The following is a 25,068-nucleotide window of genomic DNA, read 5'->3' as shown; positions in this document are numbered from 1 at the left end:
GCGCACGGCGTCACGCGGGGGCGAACGCCGTCTCGGAGCTCACCGGCTGGCGCCGCCACCAGGATCCGGCCCGGGCCAAAACCAGAGCGCCGACCGTTAGATTGGCGACAAGGCCGAGCGGTATGCCGGTCAGCATGAAGCTGATCTGCAGCGCCGCGACGCAGCCGAAGGCCGGCAATTCGTAGCGGCGGAACCCGTCACGAAGGCCCATCCGCACCAGCCACGCCACGGCGATTGCCTGAACCATCATGTCGTACATGAACAGATAGGGCGTGGTCAGCAGCAGCCCGACTGCAAGCGCCGCGGCCTTCAACGCATAGCGCACCGGACTCCGCCATAGCGTCACCAGCACGACCGCAACGGCCGCAGTCAACACCCATTGGAAGGTCCAGGCCAGCGTCTCCGAGCCGCCGAAATAGCGCACCAGCGAAAACAGGCTCTGCAGCTTCCACCATGTCGCCTTGCCCTCGGTCAGAAAGGCCTGCGAGAACATCGGCAGCCAATGCACGAAAGCCTGCCAGCTCTCGAGGCCGAAGGCCATCCAGGACGCGAGCGCCAGCACGATCGCCGTGGCGCTTGCGGCGGCGAAGGCGGTCCAGCGCTGCGTGGCGATCAGCAGGATCGGAAACAGCAAACCATATTGCGGCTTGTAGGTCAGAAGCCCGAGGCAGATGCCGGCCAGCACTGGCCGCGCCGGCAGCCAATACAGCGTGCCGCCGACGAGTGCGGCGGTGAGGCAGCCGTTCTGCCCGACCAGCGTGTTCGAGAACAACGCCGGGAAGCCGGCGGCGAGCACCAGACCGAAGCCGCGGCCGACGATGGCGCGCATGGCAATCGCGAACGGAACGAAGCTCGCATAGGCCCAGCCGGCGAACGCGATGATGTAGGGAAACTGCGCGACAAAGGCGGCGACGAACAGGAACGGCGGCGGATAGTGCCAGGCGAAATAGCCTGGAAAATCCTGCTTCAAAAGATCGAGCTCGACCTGACGCTGCACGTCCCAGTCCCAGGCCAGCGCCGGATGGCCCTGCAGCGCGAGCTTGCCCGCAGCCCAGACGTTGACGAAGTCGGTGGGAAGCCCGAGCCCGTCGGCGCCCCAGATCCAGATGCCCGACAGCAGCCCTGCGGGAAAGAACGCGGCGTTGATGCAGGCGAGCGCGAAGCACACCGCGAACAGGCTCGCGGGAACGCCGGGACGTTGCGAAAGGCGCTGCGATGGGATCGCGGCGGCAACAGGATTGTCGGCCATCTGAACCTCGCCCGCGCCGGCACGGGCGCAACTCCAATCAAGCCATAGGCCGGGAGGCTTGAAGAAGGCTTAAGCGCAAACCGGCCCCGGCGCCGCGCTCAGAAGGCGCGGCTGTAGCCGACCTGGAGGCCGTAGGTCAGCGTGTTCTGGCTGGCGGCATTGGCGCTGATCATCGCCGCCGAGCCCTGCGCGAGCTCGTAGCGCAAGCCGGCACTGCCCTCGACCCAGCTCCGGCTCAGGCGCGGACCGAGCCCGGACATTCCGCAGAACGCCGTGAGCGGCGAGGTGCTATTGCAATCCGCCGCCAGCAGCGAGCCTTGCACGGCAGGCGCGTCATTGCGGAGATTGCCGGCCCAGGCGAGACCGCCGAACGCCGAGAGCCGCTCCGTCAGCGAGCCGCGCAATTGCGCGCCGACGCGCAAGGTCGTTGCCGCCGCATTGAACGCGGAGATGGACGCCGGGAACAGGCCGCCATTCTCGACGAAGCCGCCGACGCGCGCATTGACGTGAGACAGCTGCGCGTAGGGCGTGACTGTCGCCTTGAGGCCAGCGACTGCAAAGGCCCAGCCGATTCGCGCCATCGCGCCCGCCGAACTCGCATGGGTCGCGCCTTGCGAATTCGTCAGCATCGTGCCGTTGAGATAGCCGCGGGTGAGCGTCAGGTCGGGATAGAGCGAGGCCACCGCCATCGCCAGAAACTGAAAGCCGGTGTCCGGGCGGTGCGCGAAGTACGTCCCGAATGTCGCCCCCGGCGCGTCGAAGCGGCCGCCAGAGGCGAGGCCGTTGCGCAGGCCCGAGACGCCGACGCTGAAGCCGATCGACGTCGAGGGCCCAATCGCGCGGGCGAGACCGAAGCTGCCCGACAGTTCGGTGCCGCTGGTGCCGTAACTGGAGTTGCCGGCGACCAGGCCATAAGCGAAGCCGCACCATTGTGAGGCCTCGCCGGCCGCTGTCCTCACACAACGATAGTAGTCCGCGGCGGTCGCGAGCGCGCCCATCGCGGCGTCGGTCGCGGTGACGCCCTGGTTGGCGACGACGCCGAGGCTCCCGAGCGAGCTCCGCTGCTCCAGAACGCTGGTGATGCCGCCAGAGGTCGCCGGAGTGCTCGACGATACGCGGTCCAGCTTGATCAGGAACAGGTCCTGCGTGCTCCCTGGATCGTTGCGAGTGCCGTTGCCAAGGATGAGGATTTGTGAGGACGAGCTGGTCGTGGACACCGCAATGGCAGTCGCGTCGGTCAGCGTGACATTGCTGGTACTGATGCCGACGCTCGCCAGGATCGAGGCCAGCGTGGCGCCCGACGAGGACTGGCCGTCGGCGGACACCGACCAATAGACCGCCTGCGAGCAGGAGCCGCTGCTGCTCGCCGTGCAGGCATATTCGACACGCCCGACCACGTTGTTGCCGGAGGCGTCGACGGCATTGGCGACCGCACCGATGCGGCCGAGATTGTCCGCATCGGTCGGCGCGACCGCGGCGAGCTGCAGGGTGGAATGCGTCGCCCAATTGTCGGTGGAGCTCCAGCGCACCGCCTCGAAACTGCTGGCCGAATTGCCGAGCCAGCCGACCGCGACGCTCGCGGTGGCAACGCTGCCGGTCCCGGCGTTCAGCGCCCGCGCTTCGCCATAGGCGTAGGTCGTTGCGCTGTCGTTCAGCGGCGTCATGCCGAGCCGGGTCATGATGCCCGAGGCGAGCGTCCAGACGAACGGCTTCGGCTGCCAGATCGTGGCGTAGTCGCCGTAACCGCTGATGTCCGACAGCAAGAGGCCCGAGCCGCGCGCCAGGTTGACGTCATTGGTGAAAGCGTCGCGCGGGAACAGTCCGTACCAGCCGACCACCGTGCCGTTGTCGGCTACCGCCTTGCCCGAGCTTGCAGGCGAGTTGACGGGGTCCGGCGTGGCGCCGAGCAGTTGCACCGAATTGGACGCGAGAGTCCAGACGGCCGCCTGCATCGTGCTGGTGCTCGTCGTGATCCGATGCGGCCAGGCCGCGTCGAACTGCAGAGTACCGCTCCAGCCGGTCGCATAGCTGCCGTTCGGACTGATGCCATACGCCGCGCCATCGCTGTCGGCCCCGTGCAGCGGAAGCTGCGTCGGCACGACGCCGGTGAAGGCGCCGGCGGTCGTCGCCTGCCAGACATAAGGGTAGATATCGTAATAGGTCTGGGTGCTGTCGGCGCCGAGCACGACACCAACGACGGTCTTGCCCGCCGCATCGACGCCCGTCGCCGCACCGCTGGCGAAATTGTCGAGCCGCGCAGTCGGCAGCGCCAGCTCGGTCACGCCGCCGGAGTCGAGACCGGCGCCGCCGAAAGTCCAGATGATCGGCACCTCGACCGCATTCACCGAGATGTAGGGCGTTTCGCAAACCTTGCCGGCACTGCCCACCGCCAGGCCGGAGGCGCTCATCCCGCCGGAGCGGACATAGCTCCCGAAGCAGCTGCTGCCGGTGGCATAGGTCGCCTCACCGAAAAAGCTCGAGGTGAACGGCCCGGCGGCGGCCGCATCGAAAACGCCCTGCGCCGCTGCCTCGCGACCGCCAAACGCGGCCAGGCCGACGAAGGACACACTGAAAAACAGGCCCGCAGGAGAGCGCGCCGCACCCAAAATCGTCATCATCCGAATACCCAGCCTTTGAGCATTCGTTAACAACGACAATGGGTTGCAGACAACGAAAAGCCCGGCTGCGAACCGGGCCTGTCGTCTCAATCTCTTGATGTTCCGTATCGGCCCCCGCGGGTCGGCCGCGCCCCCGCCCCGATCAGGCCTGGGGCTGCGGCTCGAGGCCGGGATCCGGATCGGGACGCGGCCGCGGCTTGCCGGCCGGCGGCACGGCCGAGGCGCGCGGCGTCGACGGCTCGATCGCCGATTCGCGGTTCGGCTTCTTGCCCTTGAGCAGGTCGAGGATCTCCTCGCCGGTCAGCGTCTCATATTCGAGCAGCGCCTGGGCGATAGTCTCCCAGTCCTCGCGCTTCTCGGTGATGATGCGGCGGGCCTCCTGCTCGCCGGCCTCGATCAGGCCGCGGATTTCCGAGTCGATCAGGCGGGCGGTGTCGTCGGAGATGTTGGTCGATCGCGCCACCGAATGACCCAGGAACACCTCCTGCTCATTGCTCTGGTAGCGGACGCGGCCGAGCTTGTCGGACATGCCCCATTCCATCACCATCGCACGGGCAAGGTTGGTGGCCTGCTGGATGTCACCGGTGGCGCCGTTGGTGACCTTCTCGGGCCCGAACTTCTGCACCTCGGCCTCGCGGCCGCCGAACATCATCGCGAGCTTAGAGACGCACCATTCGCGGGTGTGCGAGTGACGGTCGGCCTCGGGCAGCGACTGCACCATGCCGAGCGCGCGGCCGCGCGGGATGATGGTGGCCTTGTGGATCGGGTCGTGGCTCGGGACGTTGAGGCCGACGATCGCATGGCCCGCCTCGTGATAGGCGGTCAGCATCTTCTCTTCCTCGGTCATCACCATCGACCGGCGCTCGGCGCCCATCAGCACCTTGTCCTTGGCCTCCTCGAACTCGGCCTGCGTCACCATCCGCTTGTTGCGGCGGGCGGCGGTCAGGGCGGCCTCGTTGACGAGGTTCATCAGGTCGGCGCCGGAGAAGCCGGGCGTGCCGCGGGCGATGGTCTTGAGGTTGACGTCGGGCGCCAGCGGCACCTTGCGGACGTGAACCTTGAGGATCTGCTCGCGGCCGATGATGTCGGGATTGGACACGACGACCTGACGGTCGAAGCGGCCCGGACGCATCAGGGCGGGATCGAGCACGTCGGGACGGTTGGTGGCGGCGATCAGGATCACGCCCTCATTGGCCTCGAAGCCGTCCATCTCGACCAGCAGCTGGTTGAGGGTCTGCTCGCGCTCGTCATTGCCACCGCCGAGACCGGCGCCACGGTGACGGCCGACGGCATCGATTTCGTCGATGAAGATGATGCAGGGCGCGTTCTTCTTGGCCTGCTCGAACATGTCGCGGACGCGGCTGGCGCCGACGCCGACGAACATCTCGACGAAGTCAGAACCGGAGATGGTGAAGAACGGCACGTTGGCTTCACCGGCGACCGCGCGTGCGATCAGCGTCTTGCCGGTGCCGGGAGGGCCGACCAGGAGCACGCCACGCGGAATCCGGCCGCCGAGCCGCTGGAATTTGCCGGGGTCGCGCAGGAATTCGACGATCTCCTGCAGGTCCTGCTTGGCCTCGTCGACGCCGGCGACGTCCTCGAAGGTGACGCGGCCATGCGCTTCGGTCAGCATCTTCGCCCGCGACTTGCCGAAGCCCATCGCCTTGCCGGCGCCGCCCTGCATCTGCCGCGACAGGAAGATCCAGACGCCGATCAGCGCGATGAATGGCAGCCAGGAGACGAGCAGCGAGACGAACCACGGCACGTTGTCGCCCGGCGGCTTCGCGGTGATCGAAACCTTGGCGTCGTACAGGCGCTTCACGAGATTCGGATCGCTCGGCGCGTAGGTCTGGAACGAGGAGCCGTTCTTGAAGGTGCCGTGAATTTCGGGGCCCTGGATCACAACGTCGCGGACATTGCCCTGATCGACCTCGGTCAAGAGCTGCGAGAAGGTGATGTCTTGCGAGGACGCGCGTTGGCCCGGATTTTGGAAGAGCGTGAACAGAGCCAATAGCAACAGAACAATAATGACCCAAAGGGCGAAATTGCGCAGATTGGCGTTCATCGATTTTCCTTCGTGGTCGCGCGGATCGCGGCCGTCTGTCCTCGGACTCATCCCTGGGTAGCCACGAGGGAATCCCCCGGTCGACCGTCTCGTAATCTAGGTACCACTCGCCGCAATGCCAAGGGAACCAGACAGGACTATTTAACGCATCCTAGCCCGATTCCCGCTCAAAAAAAGGCGCGGGAAAAGCGCCGCCGACGCAGGTGGTTAAGGGTCAGCGAAGGCTGCCTCCGTCTCAACTCCGGCGCGGACGACGAGGCGGCGCCGGAGTGATGCGAATGGCCTCGCGCGTCATGCTTACCAGCGCACCAGCCAAGGTTTGTTTTAGCCTGCCCGCCGCAGAGGTACCACCATTTGCGACCCCCGCAAGAGTCCGGTCCATCGTCCGGTCCATGCGATCGAGCAGCGCTTCCGCCTTCCCGAGTTCCACCGGCCCCTCGGTTCCAATCTGGTTGATGGCCCGCATCAGCAATCTCAGCCTGATCTCCGCCGGAAGTGCGACAAAGGCGCGCGCCTCGAACGTCTGCCCCTGGGCAGGCCGGATCGAGCCGCCGCGCGAAGCGCGGAGCGCGAGGTGCTTCTCGGCACCATCGACCATCAGCTCGATGGCCGCGTTGGCGCGGGCGAGGCGGCCGGCGAGCGTCGCCAGCGTCCGCGAATCACCACCCTCGGCTGCCAGCGCCGGCATCAGCGCGCGCAAGCGCGGCCGCGTATAGGCCGGATCGTGGTTGGTGGGGTCATCGGCAAACTCGATCCCGGCCGAGCGAAGGGTGGCGACGAGCCGGGCCTTCGAAATCTCCAGCAGCGGGCGCGCCAGCAGCAGCCCGTCGCGGGCGCTGACCGGTGCCATGGCCGCGAGCCCGACGATGCCGCTGCCACGCAGCAACCGCATCAGCACCGTCTCGGCCTGATCGTCGCGGGTGTGAGCGGTGAGGACGTGGCTTGCACCGGCCTGCCGCGCAGCCCGTGCCAGCAGGCGATATCTGGCCAGACGCGCCGCTTCGGGAATTCCCGTGGTCGGCTTCGGCTCGGTCCAGCGCAGCATCCGGTGCGAAACCTCGAGCTGCCGCGCGAACCGCTTGACCATCGCAGCTTCGCGCCGGGCTTCCGGCCGCAAGCCATGATCGACGGTGATTGCAACCAGTCGCGGCCCGTCTGCCAGCGCCTGCCGCCAGCGAGCCGCCAGCCATAGCAGCGCCATCGAATCGGGGCCGCCGGACACGGCAAGCACCAGCGCAGGCGCATCGGCGAGCGAAGCGAACAGCACCTCCGCTTCGGCCACGCCGATGGGACGGCCGTCGTCGGAAGGATTCGCCTGCGCGGTCTCGTGGGCTGCCATGACGACCCAGATTAGTCGTCGGACGCCGGAACAACAAACTCAAGGCCTTCGCGCGCGACAAGCGCCGCGCGCGGTCAGCACTTCACGCGCTTCTGCTCCTGATCGACGGCCGCCTTCACGCCGGCCGAGGCGCGCGGGTATTTGCGCGTCACCTCGCCGAACGCGGCGCAGGCCGCTTCCTTCTCCTTGAGGGCCGCCAGCGACTGGCCGAGGCGCAGCAGCGCATCGGCCGCCTTCGACGATTTGTCGTGCTTGGTCGTCACCGTCAGGAAGATCTCGGCGGCATCGCGATATTGCTGGCGCCGGTACAGGCTTTCACCGAGCCAGTATTGCGCGTCGCCGATCATCGGATCGTTCGGATATTTCTGGGTGAAGTTGCGCATCGTCTGCTCGGCCAGCGCGTAGTCGCGGCGCTGCATGTAGCCGATGCCGAGATCGTATTCGTCGCGCGGCGTCTGCCGCGGTGGCGCGGTGTCGAGCCCGGCAGCGCCGGGCGCGGCGGCAACCGGCGCACCTTGCGGGTAGCGCCCTGCCCCGGCGTTGGCGACACCAGCCGGATCGCCCGCCGGACGGCCGGCAGGCTGCCCACCGCCGGGCTGGATCGGCAGCGCGCCGCCGCCGAGCGCCTGCGGGGCGCCAGGCGCAGTCGGGTTCTGGCTCGGATCGAACGCATCGCCTCGGCGGCGGACGCCGCCGGCGGCCGGCGGGTCCTGCGTGATCGGCGCGGGTGCCGCGGCCTGTGCCGGCGGATAGCTCGGCGGCGGCTGCTGCGGATAGGCCGGCTGCTGCTGACCATATTGCGGCTGGCCATAGGCGGGCTGGGCGGGCTGGCTGTAGGACGGCGCGATCTGAGTCGGAGGCGGCGGAGCCGCCGCAGTCGGCTGCGCCGCGGGAGCGGCAGGCTGCGCCCCGTTCTGCAGCTGGCGAAGCTGCTCCTGGAGCTGACGATTGCGGTATTGCAGCTCTTCGTTCTGGCCGGTCAGCTGCCGGAGCTGGTTCTCGAGCCGCTGGATCCGGATCTCCGGATCGTCATCGACCTGGGCGATCGCCCGGGTCGGGACCGCCTGCGCGAAAACAACAACGAGCGCTGCGAGAACCGCGATCGCGCTCCTGGAAAGAGACATGAACGACATGCTGCCCTGACGACCGGATCGGCGAGAGGTTGGAAAACATAGCCCAATGGATGGGGCTGTACGGCAGAACGGCAATAGAGACAAATGACGTTCAAGCGAAGACAAAAAGATGAAGCCGGCGTCGGTCTCCGACGCCGGCTTCATCAGCAATCAGTTTGTTCAGCTTTATGAACTTGCGTTCAGCACGGTGACGGCACGACGGTTCTGCGACCAGCAGGAGATGTCGTTACACACGGCGACCGGCCGCTCCTTGCCATAGGAGATGGTGCGCATGCGGCTCTGATCGATGCCGCGCGAGACCAGGAAGTTGCGCACCGACTGCGCCCGGCGCGCGCCGAGGGCGATGTTGTACTCGCGGGTGCCGCGCTCATCGGCATGGCCTTCGATCGTGAAGGAGTAGCGCGGATAGCTCTGCAGCCACTGCGCCTGCTTCTCGAGCGTGGCGATCGCCTGCGGCGTGAGATCGGTCTGATCGCTCTCGAAGAAGACTCGATCGCCGACGTTCACCACGAAGTCCTGCTGGCTGCCCGGGGCCGCCGCGCCGCCCGCCATGGCGTTGGCGTCGGTCAAGCTCTTGTTCGCGCAAGCACCCATCGACAGTGCAACCGCGAGCACGGCAGCCAACTTCAATCCCTGGAGGATACGCATTTGATATTTCATTCCCGGAGCCTCCACGCTCACGTTCTCAACTGCCATCCGGTCTACAGGGCGATGGTTAAGCGAACGTTCCGTCAACCTTGATGGGGCCTTGCAGAACCCCGTCAAATGCTAACGAAACCCGAAAAAGCAGCCCCGATGGTTAATGGGTTGTAAATGTGGCGCCAGGGTGAAGGCAAGCGGTCGTGCGCCTTGAGCAAGGCGCTTTTTCGCTGATTCCTGCGGGAAAGTCGCGGATTGAACTTGGCTGACAGCCTGGTTCGCGCGATCAGGACCGGCGATCAGCCGGCTTTTGCGACCGGCTGAATCCTGAACGAATCACTGAACGCGTCGGGAGCCGGACGATCGAACAGCATGCGCCGCTCGAACGCGCTCGAACGCATGAACGGGAAGCGCTGGAACACACGCTCACGAATCCTGGGATAATGGGCCGCCACGAGCCCGACCGGCTTGGTCAGGCCGGAGTAGAGCCGCGGCTCGCCCCATGGTTCCTGCAGGAACACCTTCTTGTAGAAGGCCCTGTGCTCCGGCCGCACATTGGCGAGACCGATGTCGGCGTTGAAATGGGCGCAGGCGACGTAGCCGAGCCGGACCGTCACATAAGGCAGCGCCGGAAACGACCGGGCTTTCTCATAGTCGGCGACGAACCGCGTCGGATCGATGATGACCTTGCCGCGGTCGAGCTCCGGATGCAGCAGATCGGCGAACATGTCCGACGACAGCGACCGGCGCCATTGCGCGTTCAGCACGCTGATGCGGATCGAGCTATACAGCTCACCATCGACGTAGACGCCGAAGATGAAGCTGTTGGGAAGATCGTCATACTGGTCGGTGACGCGCTCGCTGGCCGAGGGGAGAATGGCGCCTTCACGGAGATAGGCGCGGTAGCGCAGCCGATAGATCTCGTCCTTGTCGTCGGCGGTCAGCGCCAGCCGGTAATCCACATTGTCGAGCGCATCCAATTTATGATCAGCAACGGCAGTCACTTTAGCCGCCGATTTCATTCGCAACCCCTTTTCACACAACCCTTACGAGCACTAATGAGATTAACAGTGCGTTAATTGGGATGCAAAGCTTTCGCCGGTACAGGGTTAACGGCACGTAGAATCCCGGTGCCGCAACCGAGACTTACAGAGAGGCCGGCAGAGCGATGAGGGTTCGCTTCGGATCAACTGCGTGCCGATTCGAAACGAACTCGCGCGCGATGCGCGCGTCCTGCCCCCGGCTGGTACGACGTCCGGTTGTCTTGCATGGCTGGTCGCGGAGCCATGACTCTGAGGCAGAGCCGGTAATCAGGCGATCGAGCGGCTGCCGCCGATGGCAGCCAACGGTTCATCGATCGTCCGCCGCCCATGCGACGCATTGAGCAGCTGGCGGATCCGCACCGCCGGCACGGGCCGGCTGAACAGATAGCCCTGCGCCTCGGTGACGGTGCCGTCGACGCTAACCAGCTCGAGCTGCTCGTTGGTCTCGATGCCCTCGACGACGACCGACATGCCGAGATCGGCCGACAGGCGGGCGACGCCGCGCAGCAGCGTCAGAGGACGGTCGCTGTCGATGCCCTCGAGGAAGGAGCGATCGATCTTGACCTTCTCGAGCGGGAAGTTGTGCAGATAGCTGAGGCTCGAATAGCCGGTGCCGAAATCGTCGAGCGAGATCCGCACGCCGAGCATGTGCAATTGCGACAGCACGTCATGGGTCAGCTGCGTGTTGCGCAGGAGCGACGATTCTGTGATCTCGATCTCCAGGCGATGCGGCGGCAGGCCCGACACTTCAAGCGCATAGCGCACCTCGCTCAGCACGTCGCGCTGGTGGAACTGCTGCGGCGAGAAGTTGACGGCGACGCTCACCGCCTCCGGCCACTTCATGCACTCCAGGCAGGCCTTGCGCAGGATCCAGCGGCCGAGATCGACGATCAGGCCCATGTCCTCGGCGACGGGGATGATGTCGACCGGCGAGACGGTGCCGCGCACCGGATGGTTCCAGCGCAGCAGCGCCTCGCAGGTGGAGATCTTGCCGGATTTCAGATTGACGAGCGGCTGGTAGAACAGCTCGAACTCCTCGCTCGCCAGCGCCTTGCGCAGATCGAGCTCGAGGATGCGGCGCGCCTCGACGGTCTGGGCGAGTTCGTCGCGGAAGAAGCAGAACGTGCCCCTGCCCTCGGCCTTGGCGCGATACAGCGCCATGTCGGCGTTCTTGAGTAGCGTATCGGCGCTGATCCCCGGCGCCGTCATGGCGATGCCGACGCTGGCGCCGATCTCGACCAGGTGATTGTCGATCTTGTAGCGCTCGCTGAGCTGGTCGACGATGCGGCGCGCCAGCACCGCGGCGTCGTCATTGGAGCGGATGTTGCGCTGGAACACGACGAATTCGTCGCCGCCGAAGCGGGCGACGAAATCCTCCGGGCGCAGCATGTCGCGCAGCCGCTCGGACACCGCGCACAGCAATTGATCGCCGCAGGGATGGCCGAGCGTGTCGTTGACCTGCTTGAAGCGGTCGAGATCGACGAACAGCAGCGCCGACAGCTCGCCGTGGCGCTGCGGGATCTTGAGCAGGCGCTCGATCTCGTCGCGGAAGCTGACGCGGTTCGGCAGGGTGGTGAGCTCGTCGTAGCGGGCGAGGTGCGAGATCCGCGCCTCGGCATGCTGGCGCTCGGTGATGTCCTCGAGCAGGACGACAGCGCCGCCATCGGCCATCGGCTGGAAGGTCCATGACAGCGAGCGGTCGCGCACGATGTCGGGATCGCTGGTGATGATGTTATGCGTCTTGGTATGCTCGATCTCCGACAGGATCATGCGGCCGCTGGGGGCCGAGATTGCACCGGAGATGACGCAGGCATTGATGATGTCGGCCGCCTTGCCGCCGCGCTGCAGGATGTCCTCCGGCAGGCTCATCATCTCGCCGAAGCGGTGATTCATGACGGCGAGACGCCCGTCGGGCCCGAACATGCACAGCCCGTGCGGCATGTTGTTGAGCGCGGTGTCGAACTGCTTGGCCAGCGCCGCCTCGCCCTCGCGCGCCACGAAGGCCTGGACGAAGATGCGCTGCAGATTGGTCGAGATGTGCTTGAGCGACATGAAGAACAGCACGCAGAACGCCGCCATCCCCATGTAGTAGGGACTGCCATGCAGCGCGAGCGCCATGGCCAGGGGTCCGCAGGCGAGCAGGATCTGGACGTGGAAGATCCAGGGACGGCCATAGGTCCGCCCCGCCCCCGCCGACATGTAGCAGAGCGTGACCGAGATCGCGATCAGGTGGACGACCGGGTCGCTGTTGTCGACCACGGCGACGACGCACCAGACGCCGAGCACCAGCGCGTACAGCATCGCGCCGATCTGATAGCGGATCTCCCAGCGCGCGACCGCCTCCTGTGTCAGCCGCCCGCGGTCACAGAGGTGCCGGTAGTAGCGCATGTCGAGCGAGCGAAGCCCGCCCGCGACGATGAGCATGACCGCGCATGGCCACAGATTGGAATCGCCGCTCTTCATGGCGGTCATGACGGCCGCGACGGCGGCGCAGAGTGCGCCGGCGAACATCGGACCTGGATCCTGGAAGAGAGAGTCGACGAGAGCCGCCTGGATGGACGGCGACAACTTCTGTTCGTCTTCTCTGGTCTGACTGGCAAGCTGCATTCGGACGCACGCGTTCGGTTCGGTGCGCAAACATTACCGTTCGCAGATGAAGTCTTTCTGAGGGAACATCGTTAGCGGACCGTTTCCATCGCCGCAAAGCGCAGGAATTCCCTCGAAAATTCAGCAGACTAGGCAAACACTACCCAGTTGCTGCAACGAATGGTTCCAATATTTTGGAGAACACGTATCGCGCGACTCAAAAACTGGCGTCCACCGTGGCGTTAGCGGGCCGTCGCCGGCCCGCTCATGCTCACGACAACAGCGGCGACCAGGCCGGATCCGACGCGTAGCCGGGCGTCGGCACCTTCTGCTCGAAGCGGCCGGAGACGTCGATCGTGTAGAGCGACGGGCCGGCCGTGCCGCCGGGATCGCGGAAGAACATCAGCACGCGGCCGTTGGGCGAGAAGGTCGGACCCTCGTTGTGGAAGCCAGCGGTCAAAATGCGCTCGCCCGAGCCGTCGGTCTTCATGATGCCGATCGCGAACTGGCCGCCGCCCTGCTTGGTGAAGGCGATGTAGTCGCCGCGCGGCGACCACACCGGGGTCGAGTAGCTGCCCTCGCCGAACGAGATGCGCTGCGCATTGCCGCCACTGGCGGACATCACGTAGATCTGCGGCTTGCCGCCGCGGTCGCTCTCGAAGCAGATCTGGCTGCCGTCGGGCGAGTAGCACGGCGAGGTGTCGATCGCCGGCGTGTCGGTGAGCCGCGTGGTCGAGCGCGAGCGCAGATCCATCACGAACAAATTCGAATTGCCGCCCTGCTGCAGGCTCAGGATGATGCGCTGGCCGTCCGGGGAGAAGCGCGGCGAGAACGACATGCCGGGAAAATTACCGACGATCTCGCGCTGGCCGGTCTCGATGTTGAACAGATAGACCTTCGGGTCGCCCTGCCCGAACTCCATATAGGTGATCTCCTGGCTCGACGGCGAGAACCGCGGCGTCAGCACGAGATCCGAGCCACGCGTGAGATAGCGGACATTGGCGCCGTCCTGGTCCATCAGCGCCAGCCGCTTGACGCGGCGCTCCGACGGCCCGCTCTCGTCGACGAACACGACGCGGCTGTCGAAATAGCCCTTCTCGCCGAGGAGTGCCGTATAGACTTGGTCGGAGATGATGTGAGCGATACGCCGCCAGTACTCCGGCGCAGTGACATACTGCTGGGCTGCCGATTGCTGTCCCGAATTGACGTCCCACAGCCGGAATTGAACGTTCAGCCTCCCGTCGCTCTGACGCGTGGCACGGCCGGTCAGCAGCCCCTGGACGCTGAGCGGCTTCCAACTGTTGAACTGCGGCAATTGATCGAAATTGGTGATCCGCTCGGGGAACGCGGCCGGATCAACCGGTGCAAAGTACCCGCTACGTTTCAGATTGTTGGTGATCACTTGCGAAATGCCGTTAGCGACGTCGGCGTCACCAGGCCCGCCGGGGACGAACGGAGGAATCGCAATCGTAATGGGCTTCGATTCAGGGCTGATCGACACGCGCTGCGCAAAGGCTCCGCCCGCACGGATCGCAGCGATCGATGCGCCGCCAGCGATCACGAATTGGCGCCGAGTTATCAATTTGGTCATGCTCATCGCTTGACGACTACCTTCAATTTGGCGGTCCACATTGCTCACGATCGCCGATGCAGAATCTCATCGGGATCATTTTCCACAAAGCATACTGCTGCTTGGGCAGAAAGCTGTAAGCCTGGCACTGTAGCGTTGCCCGCTTCCCATTCTCCGCGATCGCGTTGGCAACCGAACGCGAGGGCCCGCCCACCTTTACGATGGACATTGAAGCGACACTTCCGTCAGGCTGGAGATTGATATCGACGTCTGCCCAGAATTGATCGGCGTCCGGACCATTGTACGGAAAATTATAGCAGCGTTTCACCGCCGCACTGAAGGCGCCCTGTAGGCTCGCGAGGTTGGCCTCGGACATTCCCCGGCTCGAGCCGAGAGCCGCATTTGCATTCAGCTCGGCTCCCGTCACCGCCTGCCGCGTCGGGTCCTTCTGGTTGATCAGGCTCGCCATCTTCTCGGCGTCGAACTTGCGTTCGCTCTTGTGCTTCGGCTCTGGGGGCGTGGCATCGGCCTGCTGCTGCGGCTTCGGCGGCTTCGGCTTGTCCTTGTTCAGCACGCTGGCGATCTGGTCCGGATTGAACGGATCGGGCTTCTTCTCCTCCGGCTTCGGCTTCTCGGCCGGCGCGGGCTTCGGCGGATCCGGCTTCTTTTCGGCCACCGGCTTCGGCGGATCGGGCTTCTTCTCGACCGGCTTCTCCGGCTTCGGCTTGGGCTCCGGCGCCGCGTCGGTCTCGGTGACCTGCTTGGTGTCGACCTTGCCGACGATGTCCTCGGTCGGCTTCTTCTCGCCGATCTTGTCGGCCAGCAGCTTCGGCGCGTCCTTCTTGCCCTGCAGCGCGCCGGCCTTGGCCCTCGAGGTGTTGTCCTCGGAGATGACGTCGACCGGCACCAGATCCTCGGGCGGCATCACCATCGGCCGGGCCGAGAAGCTGAACAGACCCACGCACAGCACGATGACGTGCGCGGCCACGGACAGCGCCGTGCCCTTGCGCGTCCGTAGGAAGTGCATGAGGTCGTCTGACGTCATGAGCCCTGTTCCGGCACCACCACGATGCTGGCGCGGTAGCCGGCGTCGCGCGCGAGTCCCAGCACCTTCATCATGTCCGAGTAGCAGGCGTCGCGGTCGCCGCGGATCTTGACGACGTTGTCGGGGCCGCCTGCACCGGCATCCTTCATCGCCTTGATCTTCGGACCAAGCTCGTTGATCGCGATCGGCGAGTCGCCGAGATAGACGTCGACCTTCGAGGCGCAGCCGCCGCCGGTCTTCTTCACGGTGACCTCGAGCGGCGGCTTGGCATCGGCCGTCGAGGCCGAGCCGCCCTGCGCCTGCGGCAAATCGACCTGGATGTTCACGGTCAGGAGCGGCGCCGCGACCATGAAGATGATCAGCAGCACCAGCATGACGTCGACCATCGGCGTGACGTTGATCTCCGCCATCACCTGCGCTCTGCGCCGACCGCGGCGACCACCGCCGCCGGACGCGCTGCCCATGCTCATGCCCATGTTCTGGTGCTCACGATCCGGAGGCCACTATACCCGCCCTCATCCCCGCTCGTCGATCTGACGGGACAGGATGGCCGAAAATTCATCCGCGAAGCCTTCCAGCCGCTGCGCCTGCCGGTTCACCTCGGAGGAGAACTTGTTGTAGAAAATCGTCGCCGGAATGGCCGCGATCAGGCCGATGGCGGTGGCGAACAGCGCCTCCGCGATGCCCGGCGCGACCACCGCCAGCGAGGTATTCTTCGACGCAGCGATCGACTGGAAGCTGGTCATGATGCCCCAGACGGTGCCGAACAGCCCGACGAAGGGACCGGCCGAGCCGACGGTGGCGAGCACCAGCAGGCGGCGTTCCAGCCGTTCCACCTCGCGGGCGATCGACACGTTCATCACCTTTTCGATGCGCATCTGCAGGCCCGCAAAGGAGCGGGCGTGGCCCTCGAACGAGCGCTTCCATTCGCGCATCGCCGCCACGAAACAGGCCGCCATGGACTGCGTCGGCTTGGCCGACAGCACCCGGTAAAGCTCCTCGATCGACTCGCCGGACCAGAACGCCTGCTCGAACCGGTCCATCGAGCGGCGGGTGCGCGAAAACAGGAACATCTTGTCGATCGCGATCGCCCACACCCAGATCGAGCAGGAGATCAGGCCGAGCATGATGATCCGGACCACCCAGCCCGCGTTGGCGAACAATTCGATCAGGGACAGGCCGGTACCGTCGCCAGTCATCCGCAGTATCCTCTCAACCAACCATCCCGGTGTTTTCCGGGGCCATGCATCCGCCGTTCCACGACAGATGCCGTCGCGGCGAAAGCGCCTACGCGAGAAAACCCTGAACTGATCGCTTTAAGAGGCCCGCCGAAGCCATAAGCGGCCTGCTTCCTCTGCCAACGTGTCAAAACAAGGGCTCGTGGCGCGCGTAAGCGCCCCTTAACCAAACCCCCTCCGGGGTTAAGGCGGGGTTACCGCGGACATCCACGGAGGTCAAAGGCCGAGCCGGGACAGCCAGATAGAGCCTTTGTGATCAGGCGCTTGCAAGTTCCGCAGGCATTCGCCTGCCGAACGGCAGCGGCGAGTTGCCACGGCTACGGCGGTATCCCGAAACGCAAGACGCCCGCCGGCGGGGATTCGCAGGCGGGCGTCTCGTGCCGTCAGGGCTGGGGCTGAAAGCCCTGCGGCGTGAGGATCGGTCGATCAGCGCCGATCAGTTCTGAGGCTGGTCGTTCGGCGGCGTCGCCGGACGCGGCTTGTGTTGGGCCATGAAGGCGTCGAACTCTTCCTTGTCCTTGGCGTGGCGCAGCCGGGTCAGGAAGTCGCGGAACTCCTGCTGCTCCTCCTCGAGCCGGCGCAAGGTCTCCATGCGATATTCATCGAAGGCGCGGTTGCCGCTGGAGGCCGGCTGCGAGAAGCCGAACCCGAAACCGCGGCGCTCCATCTTGTCGCGCATGCGGTCCATCTTCCACTGCATCCGCTCCATCTTGTTCGCCCAGCGATCACCGCCGTTCCAGCACGCCATCTTTCTGCTCCCGAGTGTGAAAAAGAGAAGGGCAAGTCCGATCGGCCACCAGATGATGAAGCCGAGCACGGTCACGGCGATCCAGCCGGGATGCCAGGGCGACTCCAGCATGTGGGGCCGGTACCTCTGCTCCTCCTCCGAACCGCGCCATCGATTGACATCTGCGGTGTAGGCCATCTCCCTCTCCATTCGCGGCGCCATGCCGTGTGAATGTAAATAACATTTACATAGCTAGACCAACCCGGGATTTTGTCAAGGCGGCCGCCTGACGCGCCGCCCGGAATATTTCTCACGCTCCGTTGAACCTTTATTTCGGCCGGCCCCAGGGCCCCGCCGGCTTCTCGTCCTCCGGCAATGGCGGCGGCTCGCCGCCAGGCTTGGCGGCCGGCTGACGATCCGTGCTGAAGCCGAGCCCACGCAGATAGATCAGCACCTCGGCTTCGAGGAGTTCCTCCGGCGACATCGGCAGCTTGCGCCGGGCGGCGTCGCCGCGCGCAAACAGCGAGGCGATGCCGTGGGCCATCGACCAGATGTGCAGCGCCATCATCATCGCCGGCGGCCGCGGCACGCCGGGCGGCGCCAAAGCGGCGAGCCGCTCCGCGGCCGCGCGGATCACGCCGAACGCGCGCTCGCCGGCCGCCTGCAGACCTGCCGTCGAGTCGGCCGGCACGCCGGATTCGAACATCGCCGAATAGAACGCCGGCTCCTCGCGGGCGAAGGCGAGATACGCCTTGCCGACGCGCTCGAACGCGGTGACCGTGTCGGGGCGGCCGTCGTCCCAGGCAGCCGAGAGCCGCGCCTCGAACTGCTCGAAGCCGCGCTGCGCGATGCTCGACAGCAGTTCGTCGCGATCGCGGAAATGCCGGTACGGCGCCGCCGGGCTGACGCCCGCCATGCGGGCCGCATCGGCAAAGGTGAAGCCGGCGGCCCCCTTCTGCGCAATAAGGTCGAGCGCCGCCTGCAGCAGCGCCTCCTTGAGGTTGCCGTGATGATAGCCGCGCTCGGCGCGGCGCTGCTCCTTGCGCCAGCTCATGTGAAGGGCTTTTACATGAGCCGGGCGCGAACAAGCCAGAAGCTTTTGGGCGTTCACATTGGCCGGTCTTCGCCCTGCCGCAGGTGTTCTCCTACTCTTTCAGGTGAGAGTGGCAACGAGCACGCCACGCGGTGTGGGACCTAGCCGCCCGGGACCGGCAGCACCGGCATGATCTCGACCCGCTCGCCCGGGAAGATCGTGAAATGCGGATGGTTCACGAACATCTTCGCCGCATCCTCGTGCGAGGCGGCGCGGACCACGGTGAACGCGCCCATCTCGTTGGCGATGTCGTTGACGCCGCCCTTGTCGATCCGCTTGGTCTTGCCGAGCGGTCCGCCCATCGCGACGATGGCGTCCTTGTGGGTGTCGACCCAGGCGTGCCAGGCTGCCATGCCCTGGCGTCCCCGGGTGTTGCGCTCCGTCTCCGAAAGCGCCTCCCAGGCCTGCCATGCCGCACTGGTCCGGCTGCCGAGAAACACGGCGAGATAGGTGTTGCTGTTGTCGCTCATTGCACGTCCCTCCTCTTGTGAACTGGCATGATCAGGCGCGGCCGGCGTGCGGCAGTTCGGAAAAGCCTGCGGCGGCCTGCTGAACCTCTTCGGAAAAATCCGACATCTCCTGCACCTGGCGGATCTCGATGATCTCGTTCTCGGAGGCCGGGCATCGTTTCGCCCAGGCGACCGCCTCTTCGCGCGAGCCGACCTCGATCATCCAGTAGCCGCCGAGCACCTCCTTGGCCTCGGCAAAGGGGCCGTCGGTGACGACAGGCCGGCCACCGGGAAATGACACCCGCGCACCCATCGACGGCGGGTGCAGGCCCTCCAGCGTGATCAGCACGCCGGCATCCTTCAGCGCCTCGTTGTAGCGCATCATCGCCGCGACCCGCTCGGGATCGAGCCGCACATCCGGCGGTGCGCTCTCATAGCCGAGCGGGATCATCAGCATCATGAATCGCATCGTGTCCGCTCCTGTCCTGATCGGGCGTCGCGTCAGCTGTTCGACGCCAGCGCGCGCAGCCGATCCTCCTGCGCGCGCAACTCGGGCGTCAGCGCCGCGCCAAAATCCTCCGCCGCATAGATCTGCCGGATCTCCACCTGGCCGCTCGGGAACGGCGCGCGCATCATGGCTTCGATGACCTGATCGAGCGACTCCGCCTTGATGATCCAATAGCCTCCGACGAGATCATTCGTGGAGCCGAACGGACCGCGCAGGATGCGCGACTCACCATCGGAGTATTCGATCCGCGCGCCCTTTGACGTGGGATGCAGGCCCTCGCCCGTCTCCATCATGCCGGCTCTGATCAGCGTCTCGTTGAACCGGCCCATCTCGGCGAATTCCTCGGTGGTCGGCAGCACGCCGGCTTCCGACTGCTGCGTCGCCTTCACGATCACCATGAACCGCATGGTCGCTCTCCCTGTGCTGCGATCGGCAGGATGTCCCCGCCTTCGTCAGAAAGACGATCCGTGCCGGTCCCCGCCGACAGCGGGGACGGAAATTATTTCGCGCGGTTCCGCGCTCAGCCGGGCTCTTGCGGGAACATGTTGAAATAGGGCTCGGCCTCGGCGAGAACGCGCGCGACCGAGGGCCTTGCCTTGAGCCGGTCGAGATAGAAGGCGACGATCCGCAGATCGCCGCCGAGCGGCTCCACCTTGTTGCCGTAGAACAGCGCCGGCAGCGCCGCGCAATCCGCTAGCGTGAACCGATCTCCCATCGCCCAGCCGCCCGGCGGCAGTTCGGCCTCGAGCATCGCATAGGACGTCCGCAGCCGCATCCTCGCTTCAGCAACGCCAGATGGATTGCGCGCGTCGCTCGGCCGCAGGCGGTCGAATACGATCGTCTGCGTCGGCATGTGCAGATACAGATCGAGGAAGCGATCGCGCAGCCGCGTCCGCAGGCCGAGATCAGGATCCTCCGGAATCAATCGCGCTGCTCCGGGGACGTGCTGATCGAGATACTCGATGATGATGCTCGACTCCGGAACGGTGCGCTGCGCGTTCTCGTCGCGCAGCACCGGAAACTTGCCCACCGGCCACAGCTTCAGGAATGCCGCCCGCTCATCCGCATCGCCGAGATTGACCAGCTTCGGCGTGAACGGAATATCGTTCTCATACAGCGCGATCAGCACCTTCCAGCAGAACGACGAGAGCGGATGATAGTAAAGCGTGAGAGACATGGTTCGCTCTTGATGCATCGATGAGAGAACAGCTTCAATGAAGCCTCAGGACACTTTCCCCTCCCGCGCCGGCACGTAGCGCACGATCACGACGCCGCTCGCCAACGCGCGGCTGTCGATCAGCCGCAGCTTCATCGCCTGCCCCGGCTTGAACAGCGGCGCGCCGCCGCCGAGCACGCGCGGATTGATCGCGATCCGATACTCGTCGATCAGATCGTGCGCCATCAGCGTGGCGGCGAAATCCGCGCTGCCGAACAGGAACAGCTGTTTCGCAGACTCCGTCTTGAGCCTGTCGACCTCGGCCTCAGGCTGCCGGCCCAGCAGATGCGCGTTCGACCACGCGAGTTCGGACAGCTTGCGCGAGGCGACGTATTTCGGGATCGCGTTCATGAACTCGGCGATCACGCCCTGCTGGGCCGGCCAATAGCCGGCCATCAGGTCATAGGTCACGCGCCCGAACAGCAGCCCGCCCGCCTCCTGCAGTTGGGTCTGCGAGAACTGCTCCAGCTCGGGACCCCAGACATCCTCGTGCCAGGACAGGTCGCCGCCGGCGCCCGCGACCATGCCGTCGAGCGTCATCATGTCCCACAACACCAGCCTAGCCATCGGCACGCCTCCCTGACCGCTTTTATTTTGCAAGCAGTTGGAGGATGCCGAGACCGATGCAATATTGCAAGCAGTTTGTTCGCGACGATGCTCACGAGATCCCGATGTCCGACCCTCAGCGCTCCGGCTGCCCGATCAACCTCACCCTCGAGGTGGTCGGCGACAAATGGAGCCTGCTCATCATCCGCGACCTGATGTTCGGTAATCGCCGGCACTATCGCGAGCTGCTCGGTGGCTCCATTGAAGGGATCTCCTCGAACATCCTCGCGGACCGTCTGAAGACGCTGCTCGCCGCCGGCATCATCAGCCGCCAGGACGATCCGAGCCACAAACAGAAGGGCATCTACTCGCTAACCGAGCAGGGCATCGAGCTGCTGCCGATTCTCGCGCAGATGGCCGGCTGGGGTTACAAATACCTGCCGGTCTCGGAGGAGCTCGGCATCCGCGCCAGGCTGCTGATGGAAGGCGGACCGAAGATGTGGGCCGAGTTCATGGACGAGCTGCGCGAGATCCATCTCGGCGTGAAGCGGCGCCGGAAGGCCGGACCAAGCGTCGGCGAGCGGCTGCAGGCAGCCTATCAGAAGGTGGTTGCCGAAAAAAAAGCCGGCGCCACGACGGCGTGATCGCTCTCAGCGACTCTGTCCGCACCGCTACGACCACCGTCATTCCGGGGCAAGGCCGCAGGCCTTAAACCCGGAATCCCGATTTGGTCTCGCGTTTATTTCAACAAGTTCGAGATTCCGGGTTCAATCGCCAACGCTCGGCGCTCGGCGCCTGCGCATCGACGATTGCCCCGGAATGACGGCGCGGAGCCGCAGCTCAGCTCCTTCACGTCGAAGCTGCGCAAGTCGTGACATTAGCGTCGCTCGGACCCGCGGTCCTCGCTGCTCAGTACGGCGTATTGTCCGCCCTGTAGCGCGACGATCTGCGCGGCGCGCGTTCCGGGACCTGGTCGAGCTGCGCGATCGGCCGGCGATAGGTCTCGGCGCGGCGCAGCCAGCCGGCTTCCCACACCCGATTGGACGGCAGATTGCGCACGCGCTGCTGGAGCACACCCTGCACCGCGTCGGAATATTCGGCGAGCACCGCCTTCGGCTCGGTGGTGCTGCCGTTCATCTTGAGCAGCACCTGCTTGAGTCCCCAGCCCTGGCGCTGACCCGTTTCCTTGTCCACCGCCGTCTCGGACGGGTTCGTGCCCTCGCCCTTGAAGTTGATGTAGTCGATCAGCGGGTAAAGATCCTCCGACGCGCGAACGACGCGCGCATATTGCGCCACGATGTGCTCGCGCTCGGCGCCGTCGGGCGTGTTGGCGAGGATCTTGTCCATCGCGCCTTGTGCACGCGCCACGAGGAACTGCGTCTGCTCGGCCATGGTGTCGAGCAGGAATTGCCGCAACTGACGCATCTGCGGCGAGTTGAAATTCTTCTTGAACTCGGCCCGGCTGTTCCATGGGCATGGCGGAACGGGATTCTTGTCGAGCCACGCCGGAAGCGGCGTCTTGCCCTTGCGCAGGAACGCGATCAACCCCGGAAAGCCCTCCTCGTAAGGCGGCTTCGCGGTGACGGGGTACCAGATGAAATGCCCGATGCCGAGCGAAGCGAACTCCTCGCCGGCATTCCACGAGGTGATCGCATCGCGCCGGCCGCCGGCCTCGTTAAGCCAGATCTTGCGTCCGATCATCTGCGCCACGCCGGCAGGGAGCACCCGCTGCGGCACCGTCAGATTCTTGACGTCCTTGGCCTCACGGGCTGCCGTTCGCAGATCGCCCTTGCGCTCGGCGGTCGCGGGCTTGGCGGGCTCCGCAGAAGGCACGGCCAGTTTCTGCGCCGGCGCTTGCGGATCGGCCGGTCGCCCCACGGTCTCCGCCGGGTCGGACTTCAGCGCCTCCTGCTTCGGCGACTCCTGCTTTTGAGCCTCCGGCTTTTGACCGTCTGGCTTTGCTGTCTCCGCCTTTGCCACCTCTGGCTTTGCCGTCTCTGGCTTTGGCGTCTCCGGCTTTGGAGCTTCGGCCTTCAAAGGCTGCGGCGATTGCGGCGGCATCGCGGCCTGCTCGGCCGCTGCCGGCTTCGCAGCAATTGCGGCGCCCTCCGCGGCGGCCGCAACGCTCGTCGACAGACCGAGGACGACACAGGACAGCAGGAACGTGCGCCGCGCGCGCAGCACGCTTTCCGGCCGGCGCGGCGCCTGCCTCTCGGTCGTTCCTAAGAACAATGTGATTCGCTGGCTGATGGATGGACCGCCCATGTCGATTCTACCGAGACTTTGACTTTACGCTACCAGTATGGGGGTCGTCCAAGACGGCACCCGGCACCGCGGCCCGACGGGCAAATCAAGCGCCGGACGAGGATCGCATCCGGCGCGGAATGCCCGCTTATAGGCGCCAGCGCAACCCGCAGGCCGGCTGCGCGGACAGCTTTTTTTCGTGAAGACTTTCAAGCCGATCACCCTTGTCCAGTTCTTCCCGTCAAAATTTTCTTGTTTCTTTTTTCCAGAATTCAGGCTTTCTTGACCACATCCTGCCGCCGATCGAGAGGGACGTTTCGCGGTCGTCACGAACGTTGGGAGCGGGATGCGGTGGACGCGTCGATGTTGCAGCGTGGAGCATGATTCGGAACCGGGGAGCCTCGGCGCACATTGCGCCACAGCTTTCCGACAACATCATGCTCAGAAGTAGACACGCAGACGAACAACGCGGTGCGTACGGCGAAATCGTGTGGTCCTGGCATCCCGATGCTGATGCCGCGTCCGATGCGTGAGCGCATTGTGGCGGAAACGGGGGCAAGACAGCCGGTCCCCGGGGAGAGCACGTATAAGTCGTCAGACCATCGCGCAGGGAAGGCCGGGATGTCTCAGCCGAACCTGTGGTTCCTTCCCCGTGCACTCTTCCCGCACGGGGGCCATGGGGGCGGCGGGCTCCCGGCCTTCCCTGCTCCCTCCGATCGCCGAAGGGAGTCTCGTCGGGCAAAGCTCGGGCACATTGCGCCGCGAGAACGCGAGCTGATGCGCCTGGTACTACCCTTGGCTGTTTGACAACGGCCGCGAACTTCGCTGCGCTATTCGGCCGCGGGGGATCGATCGAACGCATACTCATGAATGTGACGACCTTCACAGCTGGTCCGCGCAGCCCGTGTTAGGACGGAACCAGAGCAAGAGCCGGAACGCCGGCCGAGGAGCCGATGGCCGTGACGGAATCACCTGAGCTCACCGACAAGGTCGCCTTGATCACCGGCGCCGCACGCGGCATCGGGCTCGCGACCGCCAAGCGGTTTTTGCACGAAGGCTGGCGGGTGGCGCTGCTCGACATAGAGGCCAAGCTGCTCGCGGATTCGGCCGCTGCGCTCAAATGTCCCGATCGCACGCTGGCGCTGCATTGCGACGTTGCAGATGCAGCCATGGTCGCCGACGCGCTGGAGCGTATCGCCACGCGATTCGGCCGGCTCGATGCGCTCGTCAACAATGCCGGGGTCGCGCGGTTCGCGTCGGTGATGGAAACCAGCGAGACCGATTGGCAGCGCATCCTGGACGTCAACTTGACCGGACCATTCCTGTGCACCCGGGCGGCGGTGCCGCTGATGCGCGAGCATGGCGGAGCCATCGTCAACATCACCTCGATCTCGGCCGTGCGCGCCTCGACGCTGCGCTCCGCCTACGGCACCAGCAAGGCGGCGCTCGCGCATCTGACCAAGCAACTCGCAGTGGAGCTGGCCTCGGCCGGCATCCGCGTCAACGCGGTGGCGCCCGGTCCGGTCGAGACCGCGATGGCGCGGGCCGTGCACACGCCGGAAATCCGCGCCGACTATCACGACGCCATTCCGCTCAATCGCTACGGGCTTGAAGAGGAGCTGGCCGAGGCCATCTTCTTCCTCAGTTCGGAGCGGTCGAGCTACATCACCGGCCAGGTGCTGGCCGTGGATGGCGGCTTCGATGCCGCGGGAATCGGTCTGCCGACCTTGCGCGGCCAACGCCGGAACGCCTGAGACGGG

Annotated in this window: 22 protein-coding genes; 2 read left to right on the top strand and 20 right to left on the bottom strand. The window is 65.5% G+C overall.

Going from position 1 to position 25,068, the window contains the following annotated elements; all coding sequences use genetic code 11:
• Nucleotides 1-10: 10 nt before the first annotated feature.
• The 19 genes from BRADO_RS05530 to BRADO_RS05440 all read right to left on the bottom strand — a co-directional run bounded on the left by BRADO_RS05530 (nt 11) and on the right by BRADO_RS05440 (nt 21,085).
• Complete coding sequence (locus BRADO_RS05530; protein ID WP_011924330.1) at nt 11-1,249, bottom strand: glycosyltransferase family 87 protein; 1,239 nt, start codon at nt 1,247-1,249, stop codon at nt 11-13.
• A 98-nt stretch (nt 1,250-1,347) separates the two neighbouring features.
• Nucleotides 1,348-3,867: an autotransporter outer membrane beta-barrel domain-containing protein gene (locus tag BRADO_RS05525; protein WP_041756141.1), complete on the bottom strand. Its 2,520-nt coding sequence runs from the start codon at nt 3,865-3,867 to the stop codon at nt 1,348-1,350.
• Nucleotides 3,868-4,009: 142 nt separating this feature from the next.
• Nucleotides 4,010-5,932: an ATP-dependent zinc metalloprotease FtsH gene (gene ftsH, locus BRADO_RS05520; protein WP_041757323.1), complete on the bottom strand. Its 1,923-nt coding sequence runs from the start codon at nt 5,930-5,932 to the stop codon at nt 4,010-4,012.
• Between the two features lie 235 nt (nt 5,933-6,167).
• Nucleotides 6,168-7,271, bottom strand: coding sequence for a tRNA lysidine(34) synthetase TilS (gene tilS, locus BRADO_RS05515; protein ID WP_011924327.1), 1,104 nt, complete (start codon nt 7,269-7,271; stop codon nt 6,168-6,170).
• A 74-nt stretch (nt 7,272-7,345) separates the two neighbouring features.
• The gene (gene ybgF, locus BRADO_RS05510; protein WP_011924326.1) at nt 7,346-8,395 is read right to left on the bottom strand and encodes a tol-pal system protein YbgF; all 1,050 of its coding nucleotides are present in this window, start codon (nt 8,393-8,395) and stop codon (nt 7,346-7,348) included.
• Nucleotides 8,396-8,569: 174 nt separating this feature from the next.
• Nucleotides 8,570-9,064: a peptidoglycan-associated lipoprotein Pal gene (pal, locus tag BRADO_RS05505; protein WP_035640505.1), complete on the bottom strand. Its 495-nt coding sequence runs from the start codon at nt 9,062-9,064 to the stop codon at nt 8,570-8,572.
• A gap of 278 nt (nt 9,065-9,342) precedes the next feature.
• Nucleotides 9,343-10,065: a hypothetical protein gene (locus BRADO_RS05500; RefSeq protein WP_170323329.1), complete on the bottom strand. Its 723-nt coding sequence runs from the start codon at nt 10,063-10,065 to the stop codon at nt 9,343-9,345.
• 288 nt (nt 10,066-10,353) lie between these two features.
• Nucleotides 10,354-12,693: a bifunctional diguanylate cyclase/phosphodiesterase gene (locus BRADO_RS05495; protein ID WP_041756140.1), complete on the bottom strand. Its 2,340-nt coding sequence runs from the start codon at nt 12,691-12,693 to the stop codon at nt 10,354-10,356.
• Between the two features lie 250 nt (nt 12,694-12,943).
• Nucleotides 12,944-14,269, bottom strand: a complete 1,326-nt coding sequence (gene tolB / locus BRADO_RS05490; RefSeq protein WP_371259351.1) for a Tol-Pal system beta propeller repeat protein TolB — start codon at nt 14,267-14,269, stop codon at nt 12,944-12,946.
• A gap of 16 nt (nt 14,270-14,285) precedes the next feature.
• Nucleotides 14,286-15,287, bottom strand: coding sequence for a hypothetical protein (locus BRADO_RS05485; protein ID WP_011924322.1), 1,002 nt, complete (start codon nt 15,285-15,287; stop codon nt 14,286-14,288).
• Nucleotides 15,284-15,763 carry a biopolymer transporter ExbD gene (locus tag BRADO_RS05480; protein WP_011924321.1) on the bottom strand — a complete coding sequence of 160 codons (480 nt, stop codon included), beginning with the start codon at nt 15,761-15,763 and terminating at the stop codon, nt 15,284-15,286. Before BRADO_RS05480 ends, BRADO_RS05485 begins: the two co-directional genes overlap by 4 nt.
• 39 nt (nt 15,764-15,802) lie before the next feature.
• Nucleotides 15,803-16,486: a protein TolQ gene (gene tolQ / locus BRADO_RS05475; RefSeq protein WP_041756139.1), complete on the bottom strand. Its 684-nt coding sequence runs from the start codon at nt 16,484-16,486 to the stop codon at nt 15,803-15,805.
• A gap of 475 nt (nt 16,487-16,961) precedes the next feature.
• Entirely contained in the window at nt 16,962-17,450 is a 489-nt protein-coding gene (locus BRADO_RS05470) for a DUF2852 domain-containing protein (RefSeq protein WP_041756138.1), read from the bottom strand.
• Nucleotides 17,451-17,580: 130 nt separating this feature from the next.
• The gene (locus BRADO_RS05465) at nt 17,581-18,306 is read right to left on the bottom strand and encodes a TetR/AcrR family transcriptional regulator (protein ID WP_011924318.1); all 726 of its coding nucleotides are present in this window, start codon (nt 18,304-18,306) and stop codon (nt 17,581-17,583) included.
• Between the two features lie 140 nt (nt 18,307-18,446).
• A complete protein-coding gene (locus BRADO_RS05460) occupies nt 18,447-18,815 on the bottom strand; it encodes a hypothetical protein (protein WP_011924317.1) in 369 nt (122 codons plus the stop codon).
• Between the two features lie 31 nt (nt 18,816-18,846).
• Nucleotides 18,847-19,263: a YciI family protein gene (locus BRADO_RS05455; protein ID WP_041756137.1), complete on the bottom strand. Its 417-nt coding sequence runs from the start codon at nt 19,261-19,263 to the stop codon at nt 18,847-18,849.
• 32 nt (nt 19,264-19,295) lie between these two features.
• Nucleotides 19,296-19,709, bottom strand: coding sequence for a YciI family protein (locus BRADO_RS05450; protein WP_011924315.1), 414 nt, complete (start codon nt 19,707-19,709; stop codon nt 19,296-19,298).
• A 113-nt stretch (nt 19,710-19,822) separates the two neighbouring features.
• Nucleotides 19,823-20,479, bottom strand: a complete 657-nt coding sequence (locus tag BRADO_RS05445) for a glutathione S-transferase family protein (protein ID WP_041756136.1) — start codon at nt 20,477-20,479, stop codon at nt 19,823-19,825.
• 45 nt (nt 20,480-20,524) lie between these two features.
• Entirely contained in the window at nt 20,525-21,085 is a 561-nt protein-coding gene (locus BRADO_RS05440; RefSeq protein WP_041756135.1) for a dihydrofolate reductase family protein, read from the bottom strand.
• A 104-nt stretch (nt 21,086-21,189) separates the two neighbouring features.
• Here BRADO_RS05440 and BRADO_RS05435 point away from each other — a divergent pair, with 104 nt between their 5' ends.
• On the top strand, nt 21,190-21,708 hold the full coding sequence (locus BRADO_RS05435; protein ID WP_041757320.1) for a helix-turn-helix domain-containing protein: 519 nt from the start codon (nt 21,190-21,192) through the stop codon (nt 21,706-21,708).
• 265 nt (nt 21,709-21,973) lie between these two features.
• Here the strand turns inward: BRADO_RS05435 and BRADO_RS05430 are convergent, their stop codons facing one another.
• Complete coding sequence (locus BRADO_RS05430) at nt 21,974-23,329, bottom strand: hypothetical protein (protein ID WP_041756134.1); 1,356 nt, start codon at nt 23,327-23,329, stop codon at nt 21,974-21,976.
• 932 nt (nt 23,330-24,261) lie between these two features.
• Between BRADO_RS05430 and BRADO_RS05425 the strand changes: the two genes are divergently transcribed.
• On the top strand, nt 24,262-25,062 hold the full coding sequence (locus BRADO_RS05425) for an SDR family NAD(P)-dependent oxidoreductase (RefSeq protein WP_011924310.1): 801 nt from the start codon (nt 24,262-24,264) through the stop codon (nt 25,060-25,062).
• Nucleotides 25,063-25,068: the final 6 nt, after the last annotated feature.

The sequence above is a fragment of the Bradyrhizobium sp. ORS 278 genome (assembly GCF_000026145.1).
GTDB lineage: Bacteria > Pseudomonadota > Alphaproteobacteria > Rhizobiales > Xanthobacteraceae > Bradyrhizobium.
The sequence above is the reverse complement of the archived record's forward strand: the minus strand, read 5'-3'. Positions and strand labels throughout refer to the sequence as shown.

Coding starts and splice junctions, on each gene's coding strand:
- BRADO_RS05530 (WP_011924330.1), bottom strand. CDS start 1,249: ATGGCCGACAATCCTGTTGCCGCCGCGATCCCATCGCAGCGCCTTTCG.
- BRADO_RS05525 (WP_041756141.1), bottom strand. CDS start 3,867: ATGATGACGATTTTGGGTGCGGCGCGCTCTCCTGCGGGCCTGTTTTTC.
- ftsH (WP_041757323.1), bottom strand. CDS start 5,932: ATGAACGCCAATCTGCGCAATTTCGCCCTTTGGGTCATTATTGTTCTG.
- tilS (WP_011924327.1), bottom strand. CDS start 7,271: ATGGCAGCCCACGAGACCGCGCAGGCGAATCCTTCCGACGACGGCCGT.
- ybgF (WP_011924326.1), bottom strand. CDS start 8,395: ATGTCTCTTTCCAGGAGCGCGATCGCGGTTCTCGCAGCGCTCGTTGTT.
- pal (WP_035640505.1), bottom strand. CDS start 9,064: ATGAAATATCAAATGCGTATCCTCCAGGGATTGAAGTTGGCTGCCGTG.
- BRADO_RS05500 (WP_170323329.1), bottom strand. CDS start 10,065: ATGAAATCGGCGGCTAAAGTGACTGCCGTTGCTGATCATAAATTGGAT.
- BRADO_RS05495 (WP_041756140.1), bottom strand. CDS start 12,693: ATGCAGCTTGCCAGTCAGACCAGAGAAGACGAACAGAAGTTGTCGCCG.
- tolB (WP_371259351.1), bottom strand. CDS start 14,269: ATGAGCATGACCAAATTGATAACTCGGCGCCAATTCGTGATCGCTGGC.
- BRADO_RS05485 (WP_011924322.1), bottom strand. CDS start 15,287: ATGACGTCAGACGACCTCATGCACTTCCTACGGACGCGCAAGGGCACG.
- BRADO_RS05480 (WP_011924321.1), bottom strand. CDS start 15,763: ATGGGCATGAGCATGGGCAGCGCGTCCGGCGGCGGTGGTCGCCGCGGT.
- tolQ (WP_041756139.1), bottom strand. CDS start 16,486: ATGACTGGCGACGGTACCGGCCTGTCCCTGATCGAATTGTTCGCCAAC.
- BRADO_RS05470 (WP_041756138.1), bottom strand. CDS start 17,450: ATGGCCTACACCGCAGATGTCAATCGATGGCGCGGTTCGGAGGAGGAG.
- BRADO_RS05465 (WP_011924318.1), bottom strand. CDS start 18,306: ATGAGCTGGCGCAAGGAGCAGCGCCGCGCCGAGCGCGGCTATCATCAC.
- BRADO_RS05460 (WP_011924317.1), bottom strand. CDS start 18,815: ATGAGCGACAACAGCAACACCTATCTCGCCGTGTTTCTCGGCAGCCGG.
- BRADO_RS05455 (WP_041756137.1), bottom strand. CDS start 19,263: ATGCGATTCATGATGCTGATGATCCCGCTCGGCTATGAGAGCGCACCG.
- BRADO_RS05450 (WP_011924315.1), bottom strand. CDS start 19,709: ATGCGGTTCATGGTGATCGTGAAGGCGACGCAGCAGTCGGAAGCCGGC.
- BRADO_RS05445 (WP_041756136.1), bottom strand. CDS start 20,479: ATGTCTCTCACGCTTTACTATCATCCGCTCTCGTCGTTCTGCTGGAAG.
- BRADO_RS05440 (WP_041756135.1), bottom strand. CDS start 21,085: ATGGCTAGGCTGGTGTTGTGGGACATGATGACGCTCGACGGCATGGTC.
- BRADO_RS05435 (WP_041757320.1), top strand. CDS start 21,190: ATGTCCGACCCTCAGCGCTCCGGCTGCCCGATCAACCTCACCCTCGAG.
- BRADO_RS05430 (WP_041756134.1), bottom strand. CDS start 23,329: ATGGGCGGTCCATCCATCAGCCAGCGAATCACATTGTTCTTAGGAACG.
- BRADO_RS05425 (WP_011924310.1), top strand. CDS start 24,262: ATGGCCGTGACGGAATCACCTGAGCTCACCGACAAGGTCGCCTTGATC.